The organism is Candidatus Poribacteria bacterium, assembly GCA_026706025.1.
In the GTDB taxonomy this organism is placed as follows: domain Bacteria; phylum Poribacteria; class WGA-4E; order WGA-4E; family WGA-3G; genus WGA-3G.
This window is the reverse complement of sequence record JAPOZO010000061.1, coordinates 37,164-55,461: the sequence shown is the minus strand read 5'-3', so window position 1 is coordinate 55,461 and position 18,298 is coordinate 37,164. Positions and strand designations below refer to the sequence as shown.

At 46.5% G+C, this 18,298-nt stretch carries 14 protein-coding genes; 7 read left to right on the top strand and 7 right to left on the bottom strand.

Going from position 1 to position 18,298, the window contains the following annotated elements; translation table 11 throughout:
* Positions 1-529: 529 nt before the first annotated feature.
* The 3 genes from OXH00_15010 to OXH00_15000 are packed head-to-tail and all read right to left on the bottom strand — an operon-like array spanning position 530 to position 4,641.
* Entirely contained in the window at positions 530-1,519 is a 990-nt protein-coding gene (locus tag OXH00_15010; GenBank protein MCY3742322.1) for an endonuclease NucS, read from the bottom strand.
* A gap of 10 nt (positions 1,520-1,529) precedes the next feature.
* Complete coding sequence (locus OXH00_15005) at positions 1,530-3,221, bottom strand: glycerol-3-phosphate dehydrogenase/oxidase (protein MCY3742321.1); 1,692 nt, start codon at positions 3,219-3,221, stop codon at positions 1,530-1,532.
* A gap of 10 nt (positions 3,222-3,231) precedes the next feature.
* A complete protein-coding gene (locus OXH00_15000; GenBank protein ID MCY3742320.1) occupies positions 3,232-4,641 on the bottom strand; it encodes a DegT/DnrJ/EryC1/StrS family aminotransferase in 1,410 nt (469 codons plus the stop codon).
* Between the two features lie 150 nt (positions 4,642-4,791).
* Here OXH00_15000 and OXH00_14995 point away from each other — a divergent pair, with 150 nt between their 5' ends.
* Together OXH00_14995 and OXH00_14990 are read left to right on the top strand one after the other, a co-directional pair.
* Positions 4,792-5,883 (top strand): ABC transporter permease, encoded by a 1,092-nt coding sequence (locus OXH00_14995; protein MCY3742319.1) that lies wholly within the window; start codon positions 4,792-4,794, stop codon positions 5,881-5,883.
* Positions 5,873-6,715, top strand: coding sequence for an ABC transporter permease (locus tag OXH00_14990; GenBank protein ID MCY3742318.1), 843 nt, complete (start codon positions 5,873-5,875; stop codon positions 6,713-6,715). Before OXH00_14995 ends, OXH00_14990 begins: the two co-directional genes overlap by 11 nt.
* Before the next feature lie 385 nt (positions 6,716-7,100).
* Here the strand turns inward: OXH00_14990 and OXH00_14985 are convergent, their stop codons facing one another.
* Positions 7,101-7,991 carry a GNAT family N-acetyltransferase gene (locus OXH00_14985; protein MCY3742317.1) on the bottom strand — a complete coding sequence of 297 codons (891 nt, stop codon included), beginning with the start codon at positions 7,989-7,991 and terminating at the stop codon, positions 7,101-7,103.
* A gap of 266 nt (positions 7,992-8,257) precedes the next feature.
* On the opposite strand from OXH00_14985, the gene OXH00_14980 reads away from it, so the two are divergent.
* Complete coding sequence (locus OXH00_14980) at positions 8,258-8,431, top strand: hypothetical protein (GenBank protein MCY3742316.1); 174 nt, start codon at positions 8,258-8,260, stop codon at positions 8,429-8,431.
* A gap of 283 nt (positions 8,432-8,714) precedes the next feature.
* On the opposite strand, the gene OXH00_14975 is transcribed toward OXH00_14980, so the two are convergent.
* The 3 genes from OXH00_14975 to OXH00_14965 all read right to left on the bottom strand — a co-directional run bounded on the left by OXH00_14975 (position 8,715) and on the right by OXH00_14965 (position 13,434).
* The gene (locus OXH00_14975; protein ID MCY3742315.1) at positions 8,715-11,096 is read right to left on the bottom strand and encodes an AAA family ATPase; all 2,382 of its coding nucleotides are present in this window, start codon (positions 11,094-11,096) and stop codon (positions 8,715-8,717) included.
* 63 nt (positions 11,097-11,159) lie between these two features.
* Complete coding sequence (locus OXH00_14970) at positions 11,160-12,404, bottom strand: polysaccharide biosynthesis/export family protein (protein MCY3742314.1); 1,245 nt, start codon at positions 12,402-12,404, stop codon at positions 11,160-11,162.
* Between the two features lie 202 nt (positions 12,405-12,606).
* The gene (locus OXH00_14965; protein ID MCY3742313.1) at positions 12,607-13,434 is read right to left on the bottom strand and encodes a hypothetical protein; all 828 of its coding nucleotides are present in this window, start codon (positions 13,432-13,434) and stop codon (positions 12,607-12,609) included.
* A 274-nt stretch (positions 13,435-13,708) separates the two neighbouring features.
* Between OXH00_14965 and OXH00_14960 the strand changes: the two genes are divergently transcribed.
* The 4 genes from OXH00_14960 to OXH00_14945 are packed head-to-tail and all read left to right on the top strand — an operon-like array spanning position 13,709 to position 18,269.
* On the top strand, positions 13,709-14,719 hold the full coding sequence (locus tag OXH00_14960) for a PfkB family carbohydrate kinase (protein MCY3742312.1): 1,011 nt from the start codon (positions 13,709-13,711) through the stop codon (positions 14,717-14,719).
* Entirely contained in the window at positions 14,716-15,297 is a 582-nt protein-coding gene (gene gmhB, locus OXH00_14955; protein ID MCY3742311.1) for a D-glycero-beta-D-manno-heptose 1,7-bisphosphate 7-phosphatase, read from the top strand. The genes OXH00_14960 and gmhB overlap by 4 nt, the downstream gene beginning before the upstream one ends.
* The gene (locus tag OXH00_14950; GenBank protein MCY3742310.1) at positions 15,287-16,612 is read left to right on the top strand and encodes a nucleotide sugar dehydrogenase; all 1,326 of its coding nucleotides are present in this window, start codon (positions 15,287-15,289) and stop codon (positions 16,610-16,612) included. The genes gmhB and OXH00_14950 overlap by 11 nt, the downstream gene beginning before the upstream one ends.
* 28 nt (positions 16,613-16,640) lie before the next feature.
* Positions 16,641-18,269 (top strand): NYN domain-containing protein, encoded by a 1,629-nt coding sequence (locus tag OXH00_14945; protein MCY3742309.1) that lies wholly within the window; start codon positions 16,641-16,643, stop codon positions 18,267-18,269.
* Positions 18,270-18,298 lie beyond the last annotated feature (29 nt).

Genomic DNA, 18,298 nt, shown 5'->3' with positions numbered 1-18,298 from the left:
CCATAGAAGATGGAGATATTCGGGATTGCCAAAACGGAGCCAGTCCATATTTTTAATTTTTAGGTTTTCGTTTTTTAATTATTCGGTTTTCGCGCCGTTTTTTCCGAGGTCAAAAACGGGTTTCCGACGAAAATAACGCTGTTAGATATTATAATGGTTTATAGTAGAATCCGAAAATATGTTTACACTTCGCCGTAGTACCCTACATTACACCTTCGTAGGGACTGGGAATGTAATACAAGGAATGGAAATGTAATACAAGGAACGGATTTAGTCTAACCCCAGACTAAATCCAGTCTATTCCCAGACTAAATTCCCCAGTCCCTACGATCCCGCCCGCGTGTGCAAATAATTATGGGATTTACTATAATTGTGTGTTCTTGTTCGTCAACTTTTTGGTAAAGTCGAGACAAATTCATAAGGAAGGCTGCTACAAGACCTGAGTTTGATAGAACGTTTCACTTGTAGGGTAAACTGTTAGTTTGCACCGTATGTGCCACTTGTGCTACAACTCAGGGGTCAATGCCCATTAGAAAAGGATAGCGTTACGAACACGTTCAAAAATCTCAATCGCATAGTCCAGATGTGCTTTGGTTGAGATGTTGAAAGAGATACCGAAATTCTTGACTGTCACGTTCGGCAAGTTGGCTCTGCACTCAACGATGTGCAGCGGCGTAAAGTCGCCGTGGACATCTACTCTGAAATGGGTGGCTCTTCTTGAAGGGTACGTATCAAGCCACCAACATCCACCGATGGTCATCCGGAGTTTCGCGATACGCGGTCGCAGTGTTGCCCCGCATGTGTCAACATACGCTAAAAATTCGTTGGCGATTTGTAGGAGTTCCTCGTTCACCTGTAGCGTCTCAATAAACGACGCGAGCGTCATAAATTGCTGTGTGGTGCTGCCATAACTCCGTTCTTCTTCCTTGACGACTGTTCCACCTAAGACTGTCTCGGTAGCGACCAAAATTTCATCAGGCGCGTGATAAGAAAAATAGGATATATAAGTGAGATCGAGTCCCAATGCCCGCAGATATTCAGCAACCTCTAAAACACGCGTGTCCACGCCCTCCGAAATAAGCACTAATCGCTGCCGTTGGTTGAACGCCGATTTGCGGATATCACCGGGTTCATATCCAAAAAATTCGCTGTGCAGTGCAGTGAGTGTAGAGAACTCTTTTCCGTGCTGTAGGCACCATCGGTAAGCGAGCTGTTCTAATTCTATGAAAGAAAGTTGTGAAACCCCAGCAGCATACTCCAAAATTTGCGTGATCGCTGTCCTCGAAGGTTTTCCACGCTTAAGTTCAATAATCACGGAATTGCCCTGCCGGTCAAGTGCGAGTAGGTCAATTTTTTGCTTTGATGTACTCAGGGGGGGTTGCCTACTGATAACACAGAGAGGTTCACCAAGGATGAGTGTCGCATCCTTTTCAAGGAGGTCCTCAAAGTCGCGCTCTGCGCCAAAGCGCAGCGGTTCAAGTTTGCCAAATTTCCGGTCTTCCCAGCGGTAAACTTCCATAGTTTATACCTTAAAGATAAAAGTTCAGCCATCGGATGTGTTCACGATACACCTCAACCTCTGCCGTGATTCTCGCTTGATCCCAATTGTTTTTTTTACTTAAGAATTGTGCGATTTGGGGCGCAAGGTCAAGCCCTTGGCCCGGTGTCCAACCGATACGCGTACGTCGCCAGAGAAGGTCGGTCAGCGTGATCGCCATCTCGCCCCAATAGGCGTAAAGCAGTTCAGCTTTCGTGAAGGACAGAGACGGGGTTATCGGCTCAGCAAGTGTTGCATCGTCATTGATAAACTTAAGAATTGTCTGATATCCGTCTCCATAGCGTTTAATGAGGCGTTCCGTATCAATATTCGACTGCGAAGCATGATTCGCGTTTCCATTCGGTGTCTCCGCTGACACATTGGACAACGGAACGGTATCCGTTTTACAGCGGCGCGGGACATTCAGAAAAGTTGCCAGGTGGTCCACTGTCTCCTCTGCCATCTGGCGGTGTGTGGTAAGTTTGCCACCATAAAGATACATTACACCGCTCGGACTCTCTGTGATTAAGTGATCCCTTGACACAAAACCCGTCTTTGTGAATTCGCTTGAGGACCAGTTCGCCGCTATGAGTGGTCGGGTCCCGGCATAGGCAGCAATGATAGTATCATTATTGAGCGTCTTTTCTGGAAAGATTTGCTGCGTTTCTGAAAGTAGATACGCCGCTTCATCAGCTGATGGCCGCACCGATGATAAATCTTCCGCTGGAGTTGTTTCAGTGGTCCCCACGATAGAGGTATTGTGAGGACCGGGTAAAATAAAAATGCCGCGGGATTTGCCACCCTGTTGTCTTTCTGACTGTGTAGAGATTACTAAACCGTACGCTTCCGATGCATGTTCTCTTCCACACCGTGGTAAAACGATATGAGTGCCTTGCGCATTTTTCATTATCAGGCGCGGCATTCCGTCGTAACTTGGGTCCTTGCACCACACAGAGTCGCTCCAAGGCCCCGTCGCTGATACAATTTTTCGCGCGGAGATTTCAAAACGTTGTCGAGAGATAATATCTTCAGCAGTTATTCTGTATATCCGGTTTCCACTATCAGTCGTATCTGGTTGATTGACAAAATCGAGAAATCGGACATAGTTGGTTACAACAGCACCATGTCGATGGGCATCTTTGAGTGTTGCGAGGGTTAATCTCGCGTCGTCAGTAGTGCTGTCCCATATAACAACACAACCTTTTAGGGTATCCGTGGCAATGGGGCCGAGTAAGTGTTGAATCTTTTGAGGATCGCGAATCGTTTTCGATTTCTCTGTCTTGTCTATTTTAGAAAGGTAATTGTAGTAGTACGCAGCGGCTTGTATGCCTGCTAATGGGTACGGATCGCCTTTGTAGAAGAGAATAGCTAAAGGAAGCGGTTTGACAAGATTCGGGGCAATGCGCTGAAGGATCTCGCGTTCTTTACGCGACATTTTAACGAGTGCTCTATCGTGTTTAAGGTAGCGAAATCCACCGTGAACAAGCTGCGAGGTAGCACTGCTCGTTCCACTTGCAAAATCGCCCTGTTCAATTAATCCTGCTTTGATACCTCCATTAAGGGCAAGATCGCGGATTAAACCCGCGCCGACAATACCACCGCCAATAACCAAGACATCCAAAGGTTCAGTCTTGAGTATTTTAATATTATTTCCCCGAGTTCGGGCTGAAAATTCTGTTGACATTTTTGTTTACTTATCCAGCAGCTATCAAACGACTCTGTAAAGCGGCTTTACGAATAGCAGCCAAGATTCCCGAGGCAGCACCTGCTACCGGCTTCGTTAATAGCGGCAAAAATATAAGCTGCGAACAAGCTTTCTCAGTCACGGGAAAATCTGATGGGGTATATCCTTTAAACGTTCCACCCGCATCAACCGGGCAGAGAGAACCACGACCGTTCATGTAGATATCAAGTCCTTGCATAAAGAGCGGCAAAGTATGTAGGAGCGGATACGGATTGCTATTAGTGGGTAGACTCCCTGAAAAAAGCGGCACACCATCCCCAACAAGGAGTGGATAAGGATTATTATTTGCCAGAACACCCTCTTTTCGGAGTGCTTCCGCAAACAGTGGTGCAGGCAGTCCATTCATATCTTCTTTATAATAGTGAATAGGAAAACCGTAAAACCCTGCTGACTCAGTCCCTTCATGAGTCTCAATAGGAGAAACGCCCGGAATATCCTGTAATCCATCAGAGATTTCTTGTATATAAGCGCGACGGTTTGCATTGAGTTCATCAAGTTTTTTCAGTTGTACCGAAGCGATACCAATCGAGAGTGGATGGGCACGAAATTTAACGCCGAGTCCCATCGGTGGAAGATGGGTGTATTGGAGTGATTCGGCTGCTTCGCCTTTGACGTTAGGAGAACGATTAACTTGACCGAGCAGACATGCCCGCTCAAAAACTGATACATCGTTGGTCGCAAGCATACCGCCTTCGCCGCCGCTAATCGGTTTGTTGCCTTGCAAACTCCAAGCCCCTACCTGTCCGATGCTTCCGCACGGCAGACCTTTATAAGAGGCACCGTGTGCGTGCGAGCAATCCTCTATGACGGGTATACCTGTTTCATCACTAAGAGCCATGAGCGCATCCATATCGCAGACATTACCCCACAGATGCACTGCCACGATTGCCTTGGTTTGCGGCGTAATACGCTGCCGAACATCCTCTACGTCAATAAGTAATGTCCTCGGATCCACCTCGCAGAAAACGGGTGTTGCCATCAAGGTGAGTGCTGGCGTGATTGACCCCATCCATGTATAAGTCGGACAGATAACCTCATCACCAGGACCAACACCGAGTCCAAACATTGCGCTATGTAAAGCTGCCGTACCGTTGGTCAGACTCAAAGCAAATTCGGTTTGATGGCGTTCACACCAGATACTCTCAAATTCTTGAACAGTCGTAGAAGTACCGGAGAGTTCATTCCGAAGCGTCATCTCATAAACGACCTGTGCTTCTTCTTCAGTGATTTGCTGCCACTGGTCAAGTTTTGGATAGGGCGCGTCAGGTGTTATTTCAAAGACTGGCGTTCCACCCAAAATAGCAGGCAGATCTGTTGAGGGATTCTCATGATGAGATGATTCGCTTCTGTTTCTCTCCATAGTGCTCTCCTCGCTACCCTCTGAATAATCAGCGGTTTGTTTTAATCCGATGTCTGTGCTATACTAACAAGTATGTCGCAGATAATAACACCATACATAATAACATGTTCTAAAAACTTTTGTCAAGTTTAGCAGAGAGACTGAGAACTCTTGAACATCCGAAAATTGTTTGTCTCGCTGGTTGGAGATAGAACCTCCCAATCCAGAAAGTTTTTCCTAAGTTGTATACCGCCGCTGCTCGCTATCCTTGTTTTTTTTCTCTCGTGTGGGATCGTGGTCCATATCCGAGGGCAAGACGCATTGGAGTTCTATAAGATTATTTTTTTCAGCGGGTTCGCGAATTTTGATGAAGTCGGATATGTCCTATTCAACGCGACCCCTTTAGTTTTTACAGGACTCGCTGTTGCTATCGGCTATAGGAGTGGTCTGTTTAATATCGGTTGTGAGGGGCAACTCTACGTCGCCGCGTTCGCTGCGGCGTGGATAGGTATGCACTTAAACCTACCTGCTTTCCTACTGATTCCGCTCTGTATCGCGGCAGCGATGATTGCTGGTGCCGGGTGGGGGGCTGTCCCCGGTTTTTTAAAGGCGAGATATGGTGCCCATGAAGTTATCAATACAATTATGATGAACTTCATCGCTTTCGCCCTCATGAACTACCTCGTCACCTCAGTCTACCAAGAACCCGGACAGATGATTCCACAGACGCCACAAATTCATGAAACAGCGCGAATCCCACGATTGGCATTTTTAGTCCCATTCCTCCCGCAGAGTAACCCATTAAACGCGAGTTTCCTAATTGCCTGTGGGTCTGTTCTGCTCTGTTATATCTTCTTAACGTATACGCGTTGGGGATACGAACTCCGTTTGGTAGGAAACGCTCGCGATGTCGCCTCTTATGGCGGGATCAACCCGCGCACTGTGACTGTATGGGTAATGGCACTCAGTGGTGCAGTTGCCGGATTAGCCGGTGTTGCTGAGGTGATGGGATACCGTTATCGATATTTGGATAACTTTTCTTCGGGTTGGGGGTTCACTGGCATAGCGGTCGCGCTCTTAGGGAGAAATAATCCTTTTGGTATCTTGGCTGCAGCTGTCCTATTCGGATTATTGAACAAAGTTGCTTTGGACATCGACATTTTGCTGGGGATCCCGCGCGGTCTATTTCTCGCGGGCCAAGGTATGCTGATTATTTGGTTAGTTTGCATAGAAGGTATATCCAGGAAAAAGAATGATTCTTGAATTGATTCCAAGTACATTGCGAATGGCGACACCGTTGGGATTTGCTGCACTCGGCGGTATTTATTCCGAACGCTCTGGGGTCATTAACCTCGCCTTAGAAGGGATGATGCTGATTGGAGCTTTTGGTTACGTTGTTGGAACGCAGGGTTTTGGATCGACGTGGGTTGGATTGCTTATCGGTATAGGTTTTGGCGTGGCACTCTCTTTGGTACATGCTATCGCAACGGTTACATTTCACGCGGAGCAGGTTGTCACCGGAATAGGTATTAACATTTTGGCGTTAGGGATTACAGAATATCTTTTACCTGCTTCTAAACAGGTAGGTGGACTTCCGCACTGGCAGCTGCCACTTATTGGTTCATATAGTTTCATAGTCTATTTACTACCAGTATTGATGGTGGCAAGCCATATTCTTCTGTTTAAAACACCGTGGGGTTTGCGATTGCGGGCGGCAGGCGAATCGACGGAAGCACTTGCGGCACTGAGTCTAAGCCGCGCAAAATGGCAATATCTTGGGATACTGTTAAGTGGACTCTTAGCAGGAACGGGTGGATGTTTTCTGGCATCCGAAGTCCATTACTTCACAAAAGGGATGACGGCCGGACGGGGTTACCTTGCGCTTGCAGCCGTTATCTTCGGGAACTGGCGACCGTTAAGCGGTGTCTCGGCATGCTTCCTTTTTGGATTCGCCACTGCCTTAGAACTCGCAAACCGATGGAACATTCCGGGCCAACTGCTGCATAGTCTGCCCTATATTTTAACAATGGTCGTGCTCATCGGGTTTGTAGGGACATCGCGTCCGCCTGCAAGTTTGGGGAAGATGAAGTCGTAGGTTTTAAACTCCCTAAATTCCCTTTATCAGGAGACTTTAAGAGGAAATACCTAAGTCCTGATTATTCTATACGGGCAGTAGGTGAGCTTGAAGGACGTTTTACAGCGGATCCCACAATGCTTATTGTTCTTGGAGCTTTGCCCTGGTCGAACAGGTCTGTGATATATTCAGCGAGCAGCCTGTCTGTGATCTGTCGCCCCTGGAGCCATTCGTCAAACTTCTGCAACGCCCGCCTACGATTACGGATAATGTTCTCGACAAACGACTTCTCGACCAGCTTTGCCGTCGGCTCTGGTCTTAATTCCTATGTTGCCTGTGTTGAACGGATGATATTGGTTCGTCTTTCATGCCAATCCCCTCTGTTTTAGAGATTCAATGTATTTAACTACCAAAAAGGTCGTGTTCGCGCAAGTCTGGACCAATCTATTTGGAGGTCAAAGGACAATATCATCTCTACCCATCCTGTCGGTTTGAGCGTGTAACCGAGGGAACGGAGCGGATTTTCATATCTGCTTCCCACGGCTGTTTGCCATGGACGCGGTGCAGGAAAAGCCACCTGTAAAGATGTAATTACCTCCACCGGGTCTTCATCTGGAACCACCGGGTCCCGAATTAATCCGTGTGGAAGATGCTTTGAAGGCTCATCCCATTTCGCATAGCCAACGATGTTATATTCGCGACGCACAACACGGTACTGCTTCATATTAGACAGATGCACTTCTGGATGCTGGGGATTCCAAAAAACAGGAAAATTCTGACTTGCCCATTTGTTTTTGATCTGATGTAGAATATCGAAATCTTCAGCGGTCACCTTTGTCCATATAAGTCGAGAGGGATTTTGACGTGGTGAGGTTTGCGTTTCTAACTCTCTGGTAACCTCTTGATAGCCGATTTTCCGATATAATTGATAGGCTGCTTCTGTATCTGTATCAAGCAGAACCCCGCGATAATTTCTACTCTTATAGTACGCATTCAGTTCTTGCATCAGACGGGTTGCAATACCTTGACGACGCATGTCTGGATCAACGTATACAAGTGTCACGTATCCAAAATCTTGAGCCTTGTCCTCTAAAAAAAGTAAAGTCCATGTGCCAAATACATGTCCAACAACTCTGTCATTTGCAAAAGCCAACTGTACGCCTTCAGGTTCACACCATGAACTTTCAAACTTCTTTCGATAATAGTCTTCACTACATTGTTCAGTGGGTAACAACAGTTCCAAAACTGCGTCATCGTCGCCGGGTTGCCAATGTCTGTATGTAATTGTATTACGCATGTATTTTCCCTTATTTTTTGTAGGTGCACTTATGGAAAATTATCTATCAAATTTTACTATCATTGACATACTCACACAGTTGAATCAGTGGGTTCTTTATTTCTCGTAGGAACATTCCCGTGGTTTAAACATGGTCAACAGAGGTCTCTGTATACAAACCTAAAGGCAGCGCGAGACCCCTACTACACGGACACAGAGATGCTCGAGATACTTTACCTACACCGTTACGGTGGTATTGAAAACTACACTCGCAGGTATAGTTGTGTTTGTCGGTTCTTTCGGTGGTTCCATACTTCGGCGAATACGTCACAACATGGAGCATCAGCAATGGTGGAGGCTTCCCGCAAGAAGTCGTTTATGAAGATAAAAGCCTGTTCAAAGCCGCGGGGCCCCGTCTGGCATCAGACGTTATCAATGAAATCAAGGACGCGTTTGCGTAAATCTGTTGAATGTGTCATAATCGTAAACGGTAACATAAATCTCAGGAAATGTAAACTTATTTTCGGGACCTACTATAAAACCTGTTTTCGATGAAAAATAACCATTTATGAAACACCCTCATTTACATAACGCCAATTTGAAAAAAGTATTAGAAGCCAAAGCGGACGCAAAATTACACAAAGAAGCAGTATAGTCACCCAAAAAGAGGTAATTTTTAGTGAGCTAACCCCCTAAATCCGCCTTATCAGGGAACTTTAAGAGGAAATGCGTAAGTCCTATATATTATTCTGTTTCGCTGTCTTCATCCACAAGCCCATAGTAACTACCGTGGCGACTGTAGTAGCCGTAAGATTTGGCGTGTTTCGGATTGATCATATTACAAAGCACACCGATCCCCTTAGTAGGAAAGGCTTCTGTCAAATGCCGTATCCCTGTGAGAATGTCAAACCGTCGGGTTTTCGTGATGTCAAAGACGTAAACAATCGCATCAACAATGTTTGCCAAAATCATCGGATCGGCGACAGCACGGACAGGGGGTGAGTCAATTACAATAACATCATACTCGGTTTTTGCGAGTTCCAACCATTCCGTCATCATCTCTGAGTTGAGAAGTTCAATCGGATTCGGCGGTACAGTTCCGCTTGGGACTAAGAATAAATCAGGAATGCCGGTCTGCTTGACTGTCGCACGCAGGACATCATACCCGTTTTCTGAGTTTAGATGGATGAGGGCTTCACTTAATCCGGGTTTGCGTGGGTCAGTGTGAGGTACAGGCAATTCAGACGCAGTTGTATCAGACGCGCCCTCTACTTGAAGGAGTTGTTCTCTCGGAAAGGTATTGTGTTGCGAAGGTCTCCGCATATCGGCATCTATTAGCAAAACCCTATTGCCTCTCTGTGCAAGTGTAACGGCAAGATTCGATGAGATCGTACTTTTGCCCTCGCCGCGAGTCGCGCTTGTGACGAGAATCGTTTTCACAGAGGCACCCGGGTTCAGGAACGGCAGTTTAGTTTGTAGCACACGAAACGCCTCAGCAGTCCTTGAAGTGGGCGCGTCGTGAACCATCAGCGGAAGCCGATAGGAGCTCCGCCTTTTGATAGACGGGAGTACACCAAGGAAACTCGGAGATTCAGGGAGTGCATCCAATTGTCGGACAGCTTCCTCTAAGCGGAGATAGGTATCTTTAAAATAATTTTTGGCGACAGCGAACGTCACGCCGAGGAGCATGCCGACAAAAGCTCCCAAAACGAGATTCAATTTTAGCCGTGGTTTCAAGGGCTCTTCAGGGGCGCGTGCTTTGTCCATCACCTTGATACTCTCCGAGCGCGCTTGGGCAAAAATCTCTGCCTCTCGCATTTTCGTTTCTAAAGCAATGACCTGCGCGTTGTAAATCTCAACGTCTCGCTTGAGGCGATAGAATTCTAATTGGTCAGGAGACCATTCACGGAGTTCAGCAAAGTGTGCGTTAATTTGGGCAGTAACTTCATCCTTTTGCTTCTTAAAACTAATAGCGGCTGCCTCTGCCTCATTGACTTTTTCTGTGAGTACTTGGTGGAGCGGATTATAGGAAGATGTCGTACTTTTTATCTCTTTCTCCTCTTTAGCAAGACGTGCCTCCGTTTCTGCAATCTTCTTATCAATAGCAGTCACTTCAGGATGCGTTTCATCATACTTGCCAAGAAGCTCCGCCTTATCGATTTCGTATTGGTTTAAATTATCTTGGAGTTTGGAGTGTGACGGATTTCGTGCAATAGTTTCCGATATGAGTTCTTCTGATAGACCTTCCAATTCTTCACGATAGGTAGCGCGTCTCAATTCAGCACCCACCAATTGGTTGATCAATTCATTTTCCCTGACTTGGAGTGCGAGAATGATCTGTGCTTGCGTTCCACCTTCTGCATTTAAGGTAAGTTTCGGGTGCTTTTCCTGAAAGGCAAAGAGTTCTTTTTCGGCATTTGCGAGATTTTTTTGTGTTTGATTCAGCATCTCTTGGGGAAGAGGTTTCTGCCACCACTCCATTCTCTCAACCGTTTCGGCTTCAACGACGGTCTGAAATACAGCAGCGATCCTATTGGCCAGATGCTGTGCCCGTTCCGATACGCGCTGCTGCACAGCCCGTGCACCCCGCTGCTGCACAGTAATCGTAATCACTTTTCCATCCGGTGATTCTTCAACCTTTAACTGCTCGTCAATAAGGGTTTTGATGAAGAAATCTTCCCACTCGGTATCTGTGAGTTCTCCCTGCTCTGTAGCATCTTGATTGAGGGCAATATTTAACACATCTGCAAGCCAGACGGCAATCCGCCCGCGATGAACGGGCAGTGGGTCAAGAAGTCCCTCATCTCTGAGTTGACGTACTGCCGGTGTAATCACAAGGTCCCGGGACTGTAGCTGCGCGGCGAAAGCACTTACGGATGTCCCCCCAATTAACCCGGATATCGGTAACTGTGAGAGTAGAGAGGAAGCGGATTGACCATCTAAAACACGAATCGTGGTTTCGGATTGAAAAACCGGTGGCGTCAGATCCGTTATGAGAAACGCCACGAAAACGGAAAGTAAAAAAATGAGAAGGACACTCCACTTATTCCGAAAGAGTATCCAAAAATAGTCTAACAATCGAATTTCTCTAACTTCTTCAAGGTGCCTATCAACTGTCTCTGGCATCTGTAACCTCGTTCTATTTCCTTACTGCCTTAATAGGTGTATCTCCCAGGTGTATATCCGCAATTAGTTGTATCTGATGAGGACGGTGACAAGTAGGTTCACAAACGATGTTGCGAAGGTAATCACCCGCCAATCTAAACGCGTCCGTTCACGGACACGGAGTTGATCTTTCGGGTTCAAATAAACTTCTGAGTGGACCTGATCGAAATCCAATTCTGTCTCTGTTCCATCAGCACGCGTCAGGAGACATTTTTTCGGATTTGCCCTTTCCTCGTTGAAACCGCCTGCCATCGCAATGGCTTGTCCCAAAAGAACAGGTTCGGTAATCACGTATTGTCCCGGCTTTTCGACTGCACCTGTAACGCTTATTTTTGCTTCCGCCAACGGCACATACAATGTATCGCCTGGTCCTAACATAGCATCAACCTCTTCCGCAGCGAGATTGACTACAGTCCGTTCTTCGCTCGTGATAATTTCCGATTTGTGCAAATCCGCGAAATCTGTTCTCGACCCACCGGCAAGTTTCAACGCTTGTGTCGCTGGCACTTGCGGTTCGGTTATCGGATAAGCACCGGGGGCAACAACCGCGCCTATAACACGCACGGGTCGCTGTTGAAAAACAGAAGGAACGAATATAGTATCATAATTTTTCAAGAGAACATCGGGGCCCCCCGTGTTGATGAGATCAATATAATCAATTCTTTTGAACAATTGTCCATCGCGCCAGATAGAAATATCCGTGAGATCCGCACGTTCATAGTTGATGGAGGCGGAGGCAAGTGCTTGAAGAAGATAAACCTGTCCAATTTCAAAAACGTGTAAATTGCCACGCGCTCGCGGTTCAATCGCACCGAATACAAGAATCGTTCGTTTCGGTTGCATGAGCGTTACAAACACACGGGCTGTCGGGAGGTGTTTTGAAAAAGCGGACTGCATCTTTGACTGCAGTTCAGAAACCGTGAGACCGGTGACCTTGATGAGTCCGATAAGCGGATAAGAGACATAGCCATCTTGTTGAACCGGCACTGGAATGCGATCTTTGCTATATTCAGGATATCCATCAACAGTGACAACAAAACTATCGCCCACTTCCAACTTATATGTAGACAATTCCGGTGCCTTTGCGACTTTCAAGGGAACTTCCGCACCAACCGGCGGATTTTCGGCAGCAGTGTCTGCGGCGAAAGTGAGGACAGAAAAACTGAGGTATACCAAAGTGAGTAGAGATATTAGAGATATTTTAATGGGAAGTTTTGGATTACAGCGTATGCCTTTAAAGAATTGTCGGCGTGGAGAAAATATGTTCATGAAAAATCACTATTAACCTTTTCAGAAGATTTGGTTTCTTTGTTGATTTCCAACCTTGAGTTCTTCGGCATTTCTTCAGATTGCTGAAATATTTTAACAGATATTTGCCAATAACGCAAGTGAAAACCACTTTCATCTGTCGGGTACCGTTCGGGACTCGACCGAGTATCTGCTTGTAAACCGATTGCAGCCGTAGCGGATTTTACGGATCCGGCGTTGCATAGTCATACCATTCAAGAATGCGCCATTCCCCATTTTCACGAAGTTCCAAAATAAAAACCATACGTCCTGAAGGATTGGATTGACCCTCATGTGCTAAGCCAAGTCTGAGATCGTAATCGTAGTCAGCCATAGCAAGGGTGTCGCTCAAGAATTCGATATCTCCATTCTTATAGAGGTTCAGTTCGATATTCTGAGTTACATCGAACATTTTCAACGTCCCTTCGCGCTCCTGTTGCCCACCGCGAAATATCATATCATCATCTGGATTATCGGGGGTGCCCATGTCACTGGCATAAAAGAAGTTGTCTTCCCATATCGCGGACATATATCCTTGAATATCGTAAGCTTCGAGACTATTCCTCCACTGATCATGGATAACGGATTTGATTGCAGATATCTCTAAATCGTAATCAATTTCATCATCTTCAGCATTGAGATCCAGTTGTTCTGTTTCCGCAACAGGATCCTCAGCTTCCTGCTCAAGGACTGAAGAAAGCCATGCTTGAAATTCCCTAATTTCAGCATCGCCGCTCTGAGCCGTAGGCACCTTTTCTGGTACAGGTAGCGTTCCTATCTCAGGAGGTTTGATGTTTGCATCGTCTTGGTGTGTTTTCGTTCCTGTTTCAGAAGTGTGCGCAACAAACGGAGGCATAGTGATTTGTCTGTCCTCTGGTTTAACGACTTTGATTACCAGTCGCGCCTCTTCTATATCAGGCGATTGGGGCTTTAGCACTTGAAATCCAATGAATCCGACCGCAAGGACACCAACGATACCGATGATTATTTTAACGTTCGTTTTCACTGCCATAACACCTCCTTAGAGGACACGTTGGACTTCACTCGTGTTTTGACGATTTCAAGTTCCTGGAGGTTTGAAAGTCGTCTGCTCTGTGCAATTCTCAGTAAATTTCGGTTCAACCGAATCTACATGCTTAAGCCGGACCCACGTTATATTAGGTTCGTTGTAAATCGTTTTGTTTCCCTTCAAAAAATAATGGTTGTTGCTTTAACCTATGGATTTATGCTAATATAGTGTTGTGAACTTAAAAACTATTTTTGCACAACTCCAAGGCAAACGGGTAATGATTATCGGTGATATCATCGTGGACGCGTATATCTGGGGGGATGTAAACCGAATTTCGCCTGAAGCCCCTGTACCCGTATTTGAAATCGAGGCAGAAAAGACCGGATGCGGAGGCGCGGCAAATGTCGCACAGAATGTCGTCAGCTTGGGTGGCGACGCGATCCTGGTCGGGGTCATCGGGAAGGATACGGAAGGCGAAAAGTTAGTCCAGATGCTAACCGAAATGAATCTTGCCACCACTGGGATCAGTATAGATTCCGGGCGACCCACAAGCACCAAAACACGTGTGATTGCACGTGCTGATACCACCACTTTTGCCGGACACGAGCGTGATTCAGGACATCATCTACTCCGCATTGATAGAGAATCCAAACAGGAAGTCTCTATAGGTATGCAGGAGCATCTATTGAACAGTGTGGTTTCTCAGCTGCCAGCGAGTGATGCGATCATCTTTGCTGATTACGACAAAGGCGTGATCAACGCGCAACTCATTAGGGATGTCATGAAACATGCCCGGCCTTACGATATACCGATTATTGTCGATCCGAAACGAGATAACTTCTGGCATTATAAAGGCGTAACCGCTGTTACGCCAAATCACAAAGAGGCTGGATCCGCAGTGAACGCTGCGGTCACGGATATCGAGCAGCTTCTCAGGGTCGGTGAAGAAATTATAAACCAGTTATCACTCAAAGCATTGTTAATCACACGCGAGGCGAAAGGCATGTCGCTGTTTGAACGTAAGTCTGATGGCAGCCTGCGAGTAGAACACCTACCATCGCGCTCAAGCATTGTAACAGATGTGACAGGTGCGGGTGACACTGCCGTTGCAGTTTTCACACTTGCCCTGGCTGCAAACGCCGATTTTCACAGTGCCGCGGTATTGTCGAGCCTCGCTGGTGGGATTGCCGTTGAAAAAATGGGGTGTGCGACCGTTACGCCAAAGGAGCTGCTGAACGCTATAGGAACAGAACGTCTATCTCAGGAATGCACGGAGGCTTCGCAATGAAAACAGTCTTCCTGGATCGAGATGGCGTTATCAACCGAAATCCACCGAACATGGGCTATGTCCGAAGATGGTCAGAATTCTCTTTCATTCCAAACTCACGGAAAGCGATTCGAGAACTGACGCAAAGTGGTTATCGTATCATTGTCGTAACCAATCAAGCAGGGATTGGGAGAGGACTGTTCTCGGAAGAGGATTTGAAGGATATCCACTCCCGAATGGTTTCCAAAATTGCGGAAACAGGGGGTAGAATTGATGCGGTTTATTACTGTCCACACCATCCCAAGGCAGGATGCGAGTGTCGAAAGCCAAAACCCGGTATGTTAATACGCGCAGTACGTGAGCATAATATTGAACTATCAAGTGCATATCTAATTGGCGATTCAACAACAGATATTCAGGCGGGACGGTGTGTTGGAACCAAAACATTGCTCGTTTTAACGGGACTTGGACAGGAGAGTTATTACCACTACATTAATACCAAACCTTGTAGGTGGGTTGATAAAAACCGACACCGCCCCGGAAAAATTTTCGCTGACCTCTATACAGCGACGCGCTGGCTACTAAAAAATGATACTTGAAAAAATAGAAACCCGGACTGCTCACGCGGGTGTCATCGGGCTTGGCTATGTTGGGCTACCCCTTATGGTTGCGATTGCGAGTGCGGGCTTCCGAGTTACAGGTATTGATATTTGTACGGAAAAAATTGAACGGTTGAAGCAGGGTATATCAGATGTACCCGATGTCGCCAATACAGCCCTCGCGCCCTTGATTACGTCTCGACAGATTCAGGTAACGACAGACTTCAGTGCGCTTCAGGAATTGGACACAGTCAACATCTGCGTACCGACGCCTCTACGTGAAAACCGGACACCTGATATGCAGTTTATTCTTGCTGCAGTGGAACAGGTCGCTCAGTATCTCCATTCTGAACAGTTGATTGTCCTTGAGAGTACCACCTACCCCGGCACAACCGAAGAATTTGTGCTACCAATGCTCACCACCCATTTCAACAAGAACGCATCCACTCAAACCCCAGAAGTAGGGCGCGATTTCTATCTCGCTTTCTCCCCAGAACGCATTGAGCCTGGAAACAGTACCTACTACATGACAAATACCCCTAAGATTATCGGAGGGGTTACACAGTGCTGTACGCAAGTTGCCCAAACTTTTTATTCCCAATTTATCAATAAAACACATACGGTCTCTTCATCTCGGACAGCTGAGATGGTGAAGTTGCTGGAAAACACGTTTCGGAGCGTCAATATCGGGTTAATCAACGAGGTCGCCCTGATTTGCGACCGGATGGATTTGGATGTATGGGAGATCGTTGATGCCGCTGCTACGAAACCGTTCGGATTTATGCCTTTCTATCCAGGTCCCGGACTCGGGGGGCACTGTATCCCCGTCGATCCGCATTACCTTTCTTGGAAGGCACAGAAGTATCAATATCATGCTCGGTTCATTGAACTTGCCAGCGAAATCAACAGCGAAATGCCGAAATACGTGGTAGAGAAAATAAGCCACGCCTTGAATCTCCAGCGTAAACCGCTTAATGGATCAAAACTATTAATTTTAGGGGTTGCCTATAAAAAGGACATCGGCGATACACGTGAATCGCCTGCGCTTGAGGTAATTCGTTTAATTCTTGACAAAAAAGCAGAATTTGTATATCATGACCCGTATGTAGAAAATCTGTCTCTCAATAGCAGAGAAACCTATCATTCAGAACCCCTGACAGCCAATTTGGTTCAAAGTGCCGATTGCGTTGTAATTCTGACAGATCACGGTGCTATAGACTACAATTGGCTCGTTGAACATGCCCAATTAATTGTTGATACGCGCAACGCGACACACGGCGTGCAGAAGGGACAGGAGAAAATTATTAAAATTTAATTCTTATCATATTCTTCGGAGCATAATAATGTCATACCGAAATTTAAAATTGCAGATACATCGGGACCAGCTCACTTGGTTTCTGGACTTGCTTTTAGACGAAAGAGAGATTTTCCAGCTGAGTGCCTCTACTGGCATCGTTCCTGATGTGGATAAGCTCTATGCCTTATCAAGGCGAGAATTATTGGTAAATCTAACCGATGCGTTTTTGGGTGTAGTTGGCAGCCCGGAACCTACTGTTGAAAATAGTGACGCTCACACCCCGAAACCTGGAATAAACAACGGGGATGTCTCAATCGAAGCATTAGCCAGCCAGTTCCTCAGCGAGAAGGCGCAAGCCGCAATTTCACGAATTGGCTATATGGAAGTATCCGAAATCGAAACGTTTTTCAAAACGTCTGATGTTCTCATTGAAGCAGGCGACTTCGGCGAAGTCGTCTGGGCACTCCTCACTGATCAGCGTACTGCAGTCGTCGAACACGGTTATAAACTTCTTAATACAACCTACGAATCTATAAACGTAGCATACACAAACGGGTACGAACCGCCCATAAGTAACGAGCAGCTGGAAGAAATTAGGGTTGAGGCTGCCGACAATTTAGAAGCCGAAGATCAACAATCGGGACGTCCGGTCCAAGAAATTGAGCAACTTGAACAACAATTAGCAGGCGCAAAAGCGGACTACCTCTCGCTTGAAAAGAAACACAGCCGGTTGGACCAACAGCGTGCTTTTCTCTTAGAGGAAAATAAAGGGCTGAAAACCAAAACGGAAACCCAACACGAAAATGAGAAACGCTTGAAAGAACTTGAACAAGAAAATAGTGTCCTCCGTGAACGGGTCACGCGATATACGGAAGACACTGCGGCGTTACAACAACTCGCTAATGAACGCGAAGTCCTTCTCGCAGAAAAAGAACGGTTGGCAGACCAGTTGAGAGAATATGAACAGATTAAGTCAGCCAAAGAAACCTTCACCACTGACCTCAAATTAGTTGAGGAGGCGATTTACAGAGGGCACCAAGGGCTTGAAGATTTTCAGACGAGTTTAGACAGCCATTTCGATACCTTGGAAAGTTGCCATCAAGCCGCGCGTGGTGCCCTAAACCAGATTCGCCAAACGCTAACTTATCTGGACACCCAACAGATCAACGATGGAGACGCTCACTACGGTATAACACCAGAACAACCGCGCGTCGGCGTTTTTGTGGACGTCCAAAATATGTTTTACGCTGCCAAAGACCGATTTGGAAGGAGAGTCGATTACATCAAACTTCTCGATCTGATCGTCGGACCGCGGTACTTGATGGTAGCGTACGCTTATGTCGTCCAGATCCCAGAAATCAATCAATCCAGTTTCCTGTCACTCCTTGAACACAACGGCTACACGATTAAGAGTAAGGATTTACGCTTGCGCGGAGACGGGTCTGCAAAGGGGGACTGGGATGTCGGAATTGCTGTGGATGTCGTCTCAATGCTCGGTTCATTGGATGTCGTCATTTTGGCAAGTGGAGACGGTGATTTCTGTCCGCTCGCCGAACTCATCAAACAACAAAATAAACGGGTGGAGGTCGTCGCTTTTGAACACAATACCTCCATGGATTTACAACAAATCGCAGACCAGTTCTTCCCCATAGGGGACGAACTACTTATTTCCTAAAGCATTGCAGCGAGCATAAGCTCGCGCCT

Coding starts and splice junctions, on each gene's coding strand:
- OXH00_14945 (MCY3742309.1), top strand. CDS start 16,641: ATGTCATACCGAAATTTAAAATTGCAGATACATCGGGACCAGCTCACT.
- OXH00_14975 (MCY3742315.1), bottom strand. CDS start 11,096: ATGCCAGAGACAGTTGATAGGCACCTTGAAGAAGTTAGAGAAATTCGA.
- OXH00_14965 (MCY3742313.1), bottom strand. CDS start 13,434: ATGGCAGTGAAAACGAACGTTAAAATAATCATCGGTATCGTTGGTGTC.
- OXH00_14985 (MCY3742317.1), bottom strand. CDS start 7,991: ATGCGTAATACAATTACATACAGACATTGGCAACCCGGCGACGATGAC.
- OXH00_15005 (MCY3742321.1), bottom strand. CDS start 3,221: ATGTCAACAGAATTTTCAGCCCGAACTCGGGGAAATAATATTAAAATA.
- OXH00_14970 (MCY3742314.1), bottom strand. CDS start 12,404: ATGAACATATTTTCTCCACGCCGACAATTCTTTAAAGGCATACGCTGT.
- OXH00_14990 (MCY3742318.1), top strand. CDS start 5,873: ATGATTCTTGAATTGATTCCAAGTACATTGCGAATGGCGACACCGTTG.
- OXH00_14960 (MCY3742312.1), top strand. CDS start 13,709: ATGATTATCGGTGATATCATCGTGGACGCGTATATCTGGGGGGATGTA.
- OXH00_15000 (MCY3742320.1), bottom strand. CDS start 4,641: ATGGAGAGAAACAGAAGCGAATCATCTCATCATGAGAATCCCTCAACA.
- OXH00_15010 (MCY3742322.1), bottom strand. CDS start 1,519: ATGGAAGTTTACCGCTGGGAAGACCGGAAATTTGGCAAACTTGAACCG.
- gmhB (MCY3742311.1), top strand. CDS start 14,716: ATGAAAACAGTCTTCCTGGATCGAGATGGCGTTATCAACCGAAATCCA.
- OXH00_14950 (MCY3742310.1), top strand. CDS start 15,287: ATGATACTTGAAAAAATAGAAACCCGGACTGCTCACGCGGGTGTCATC.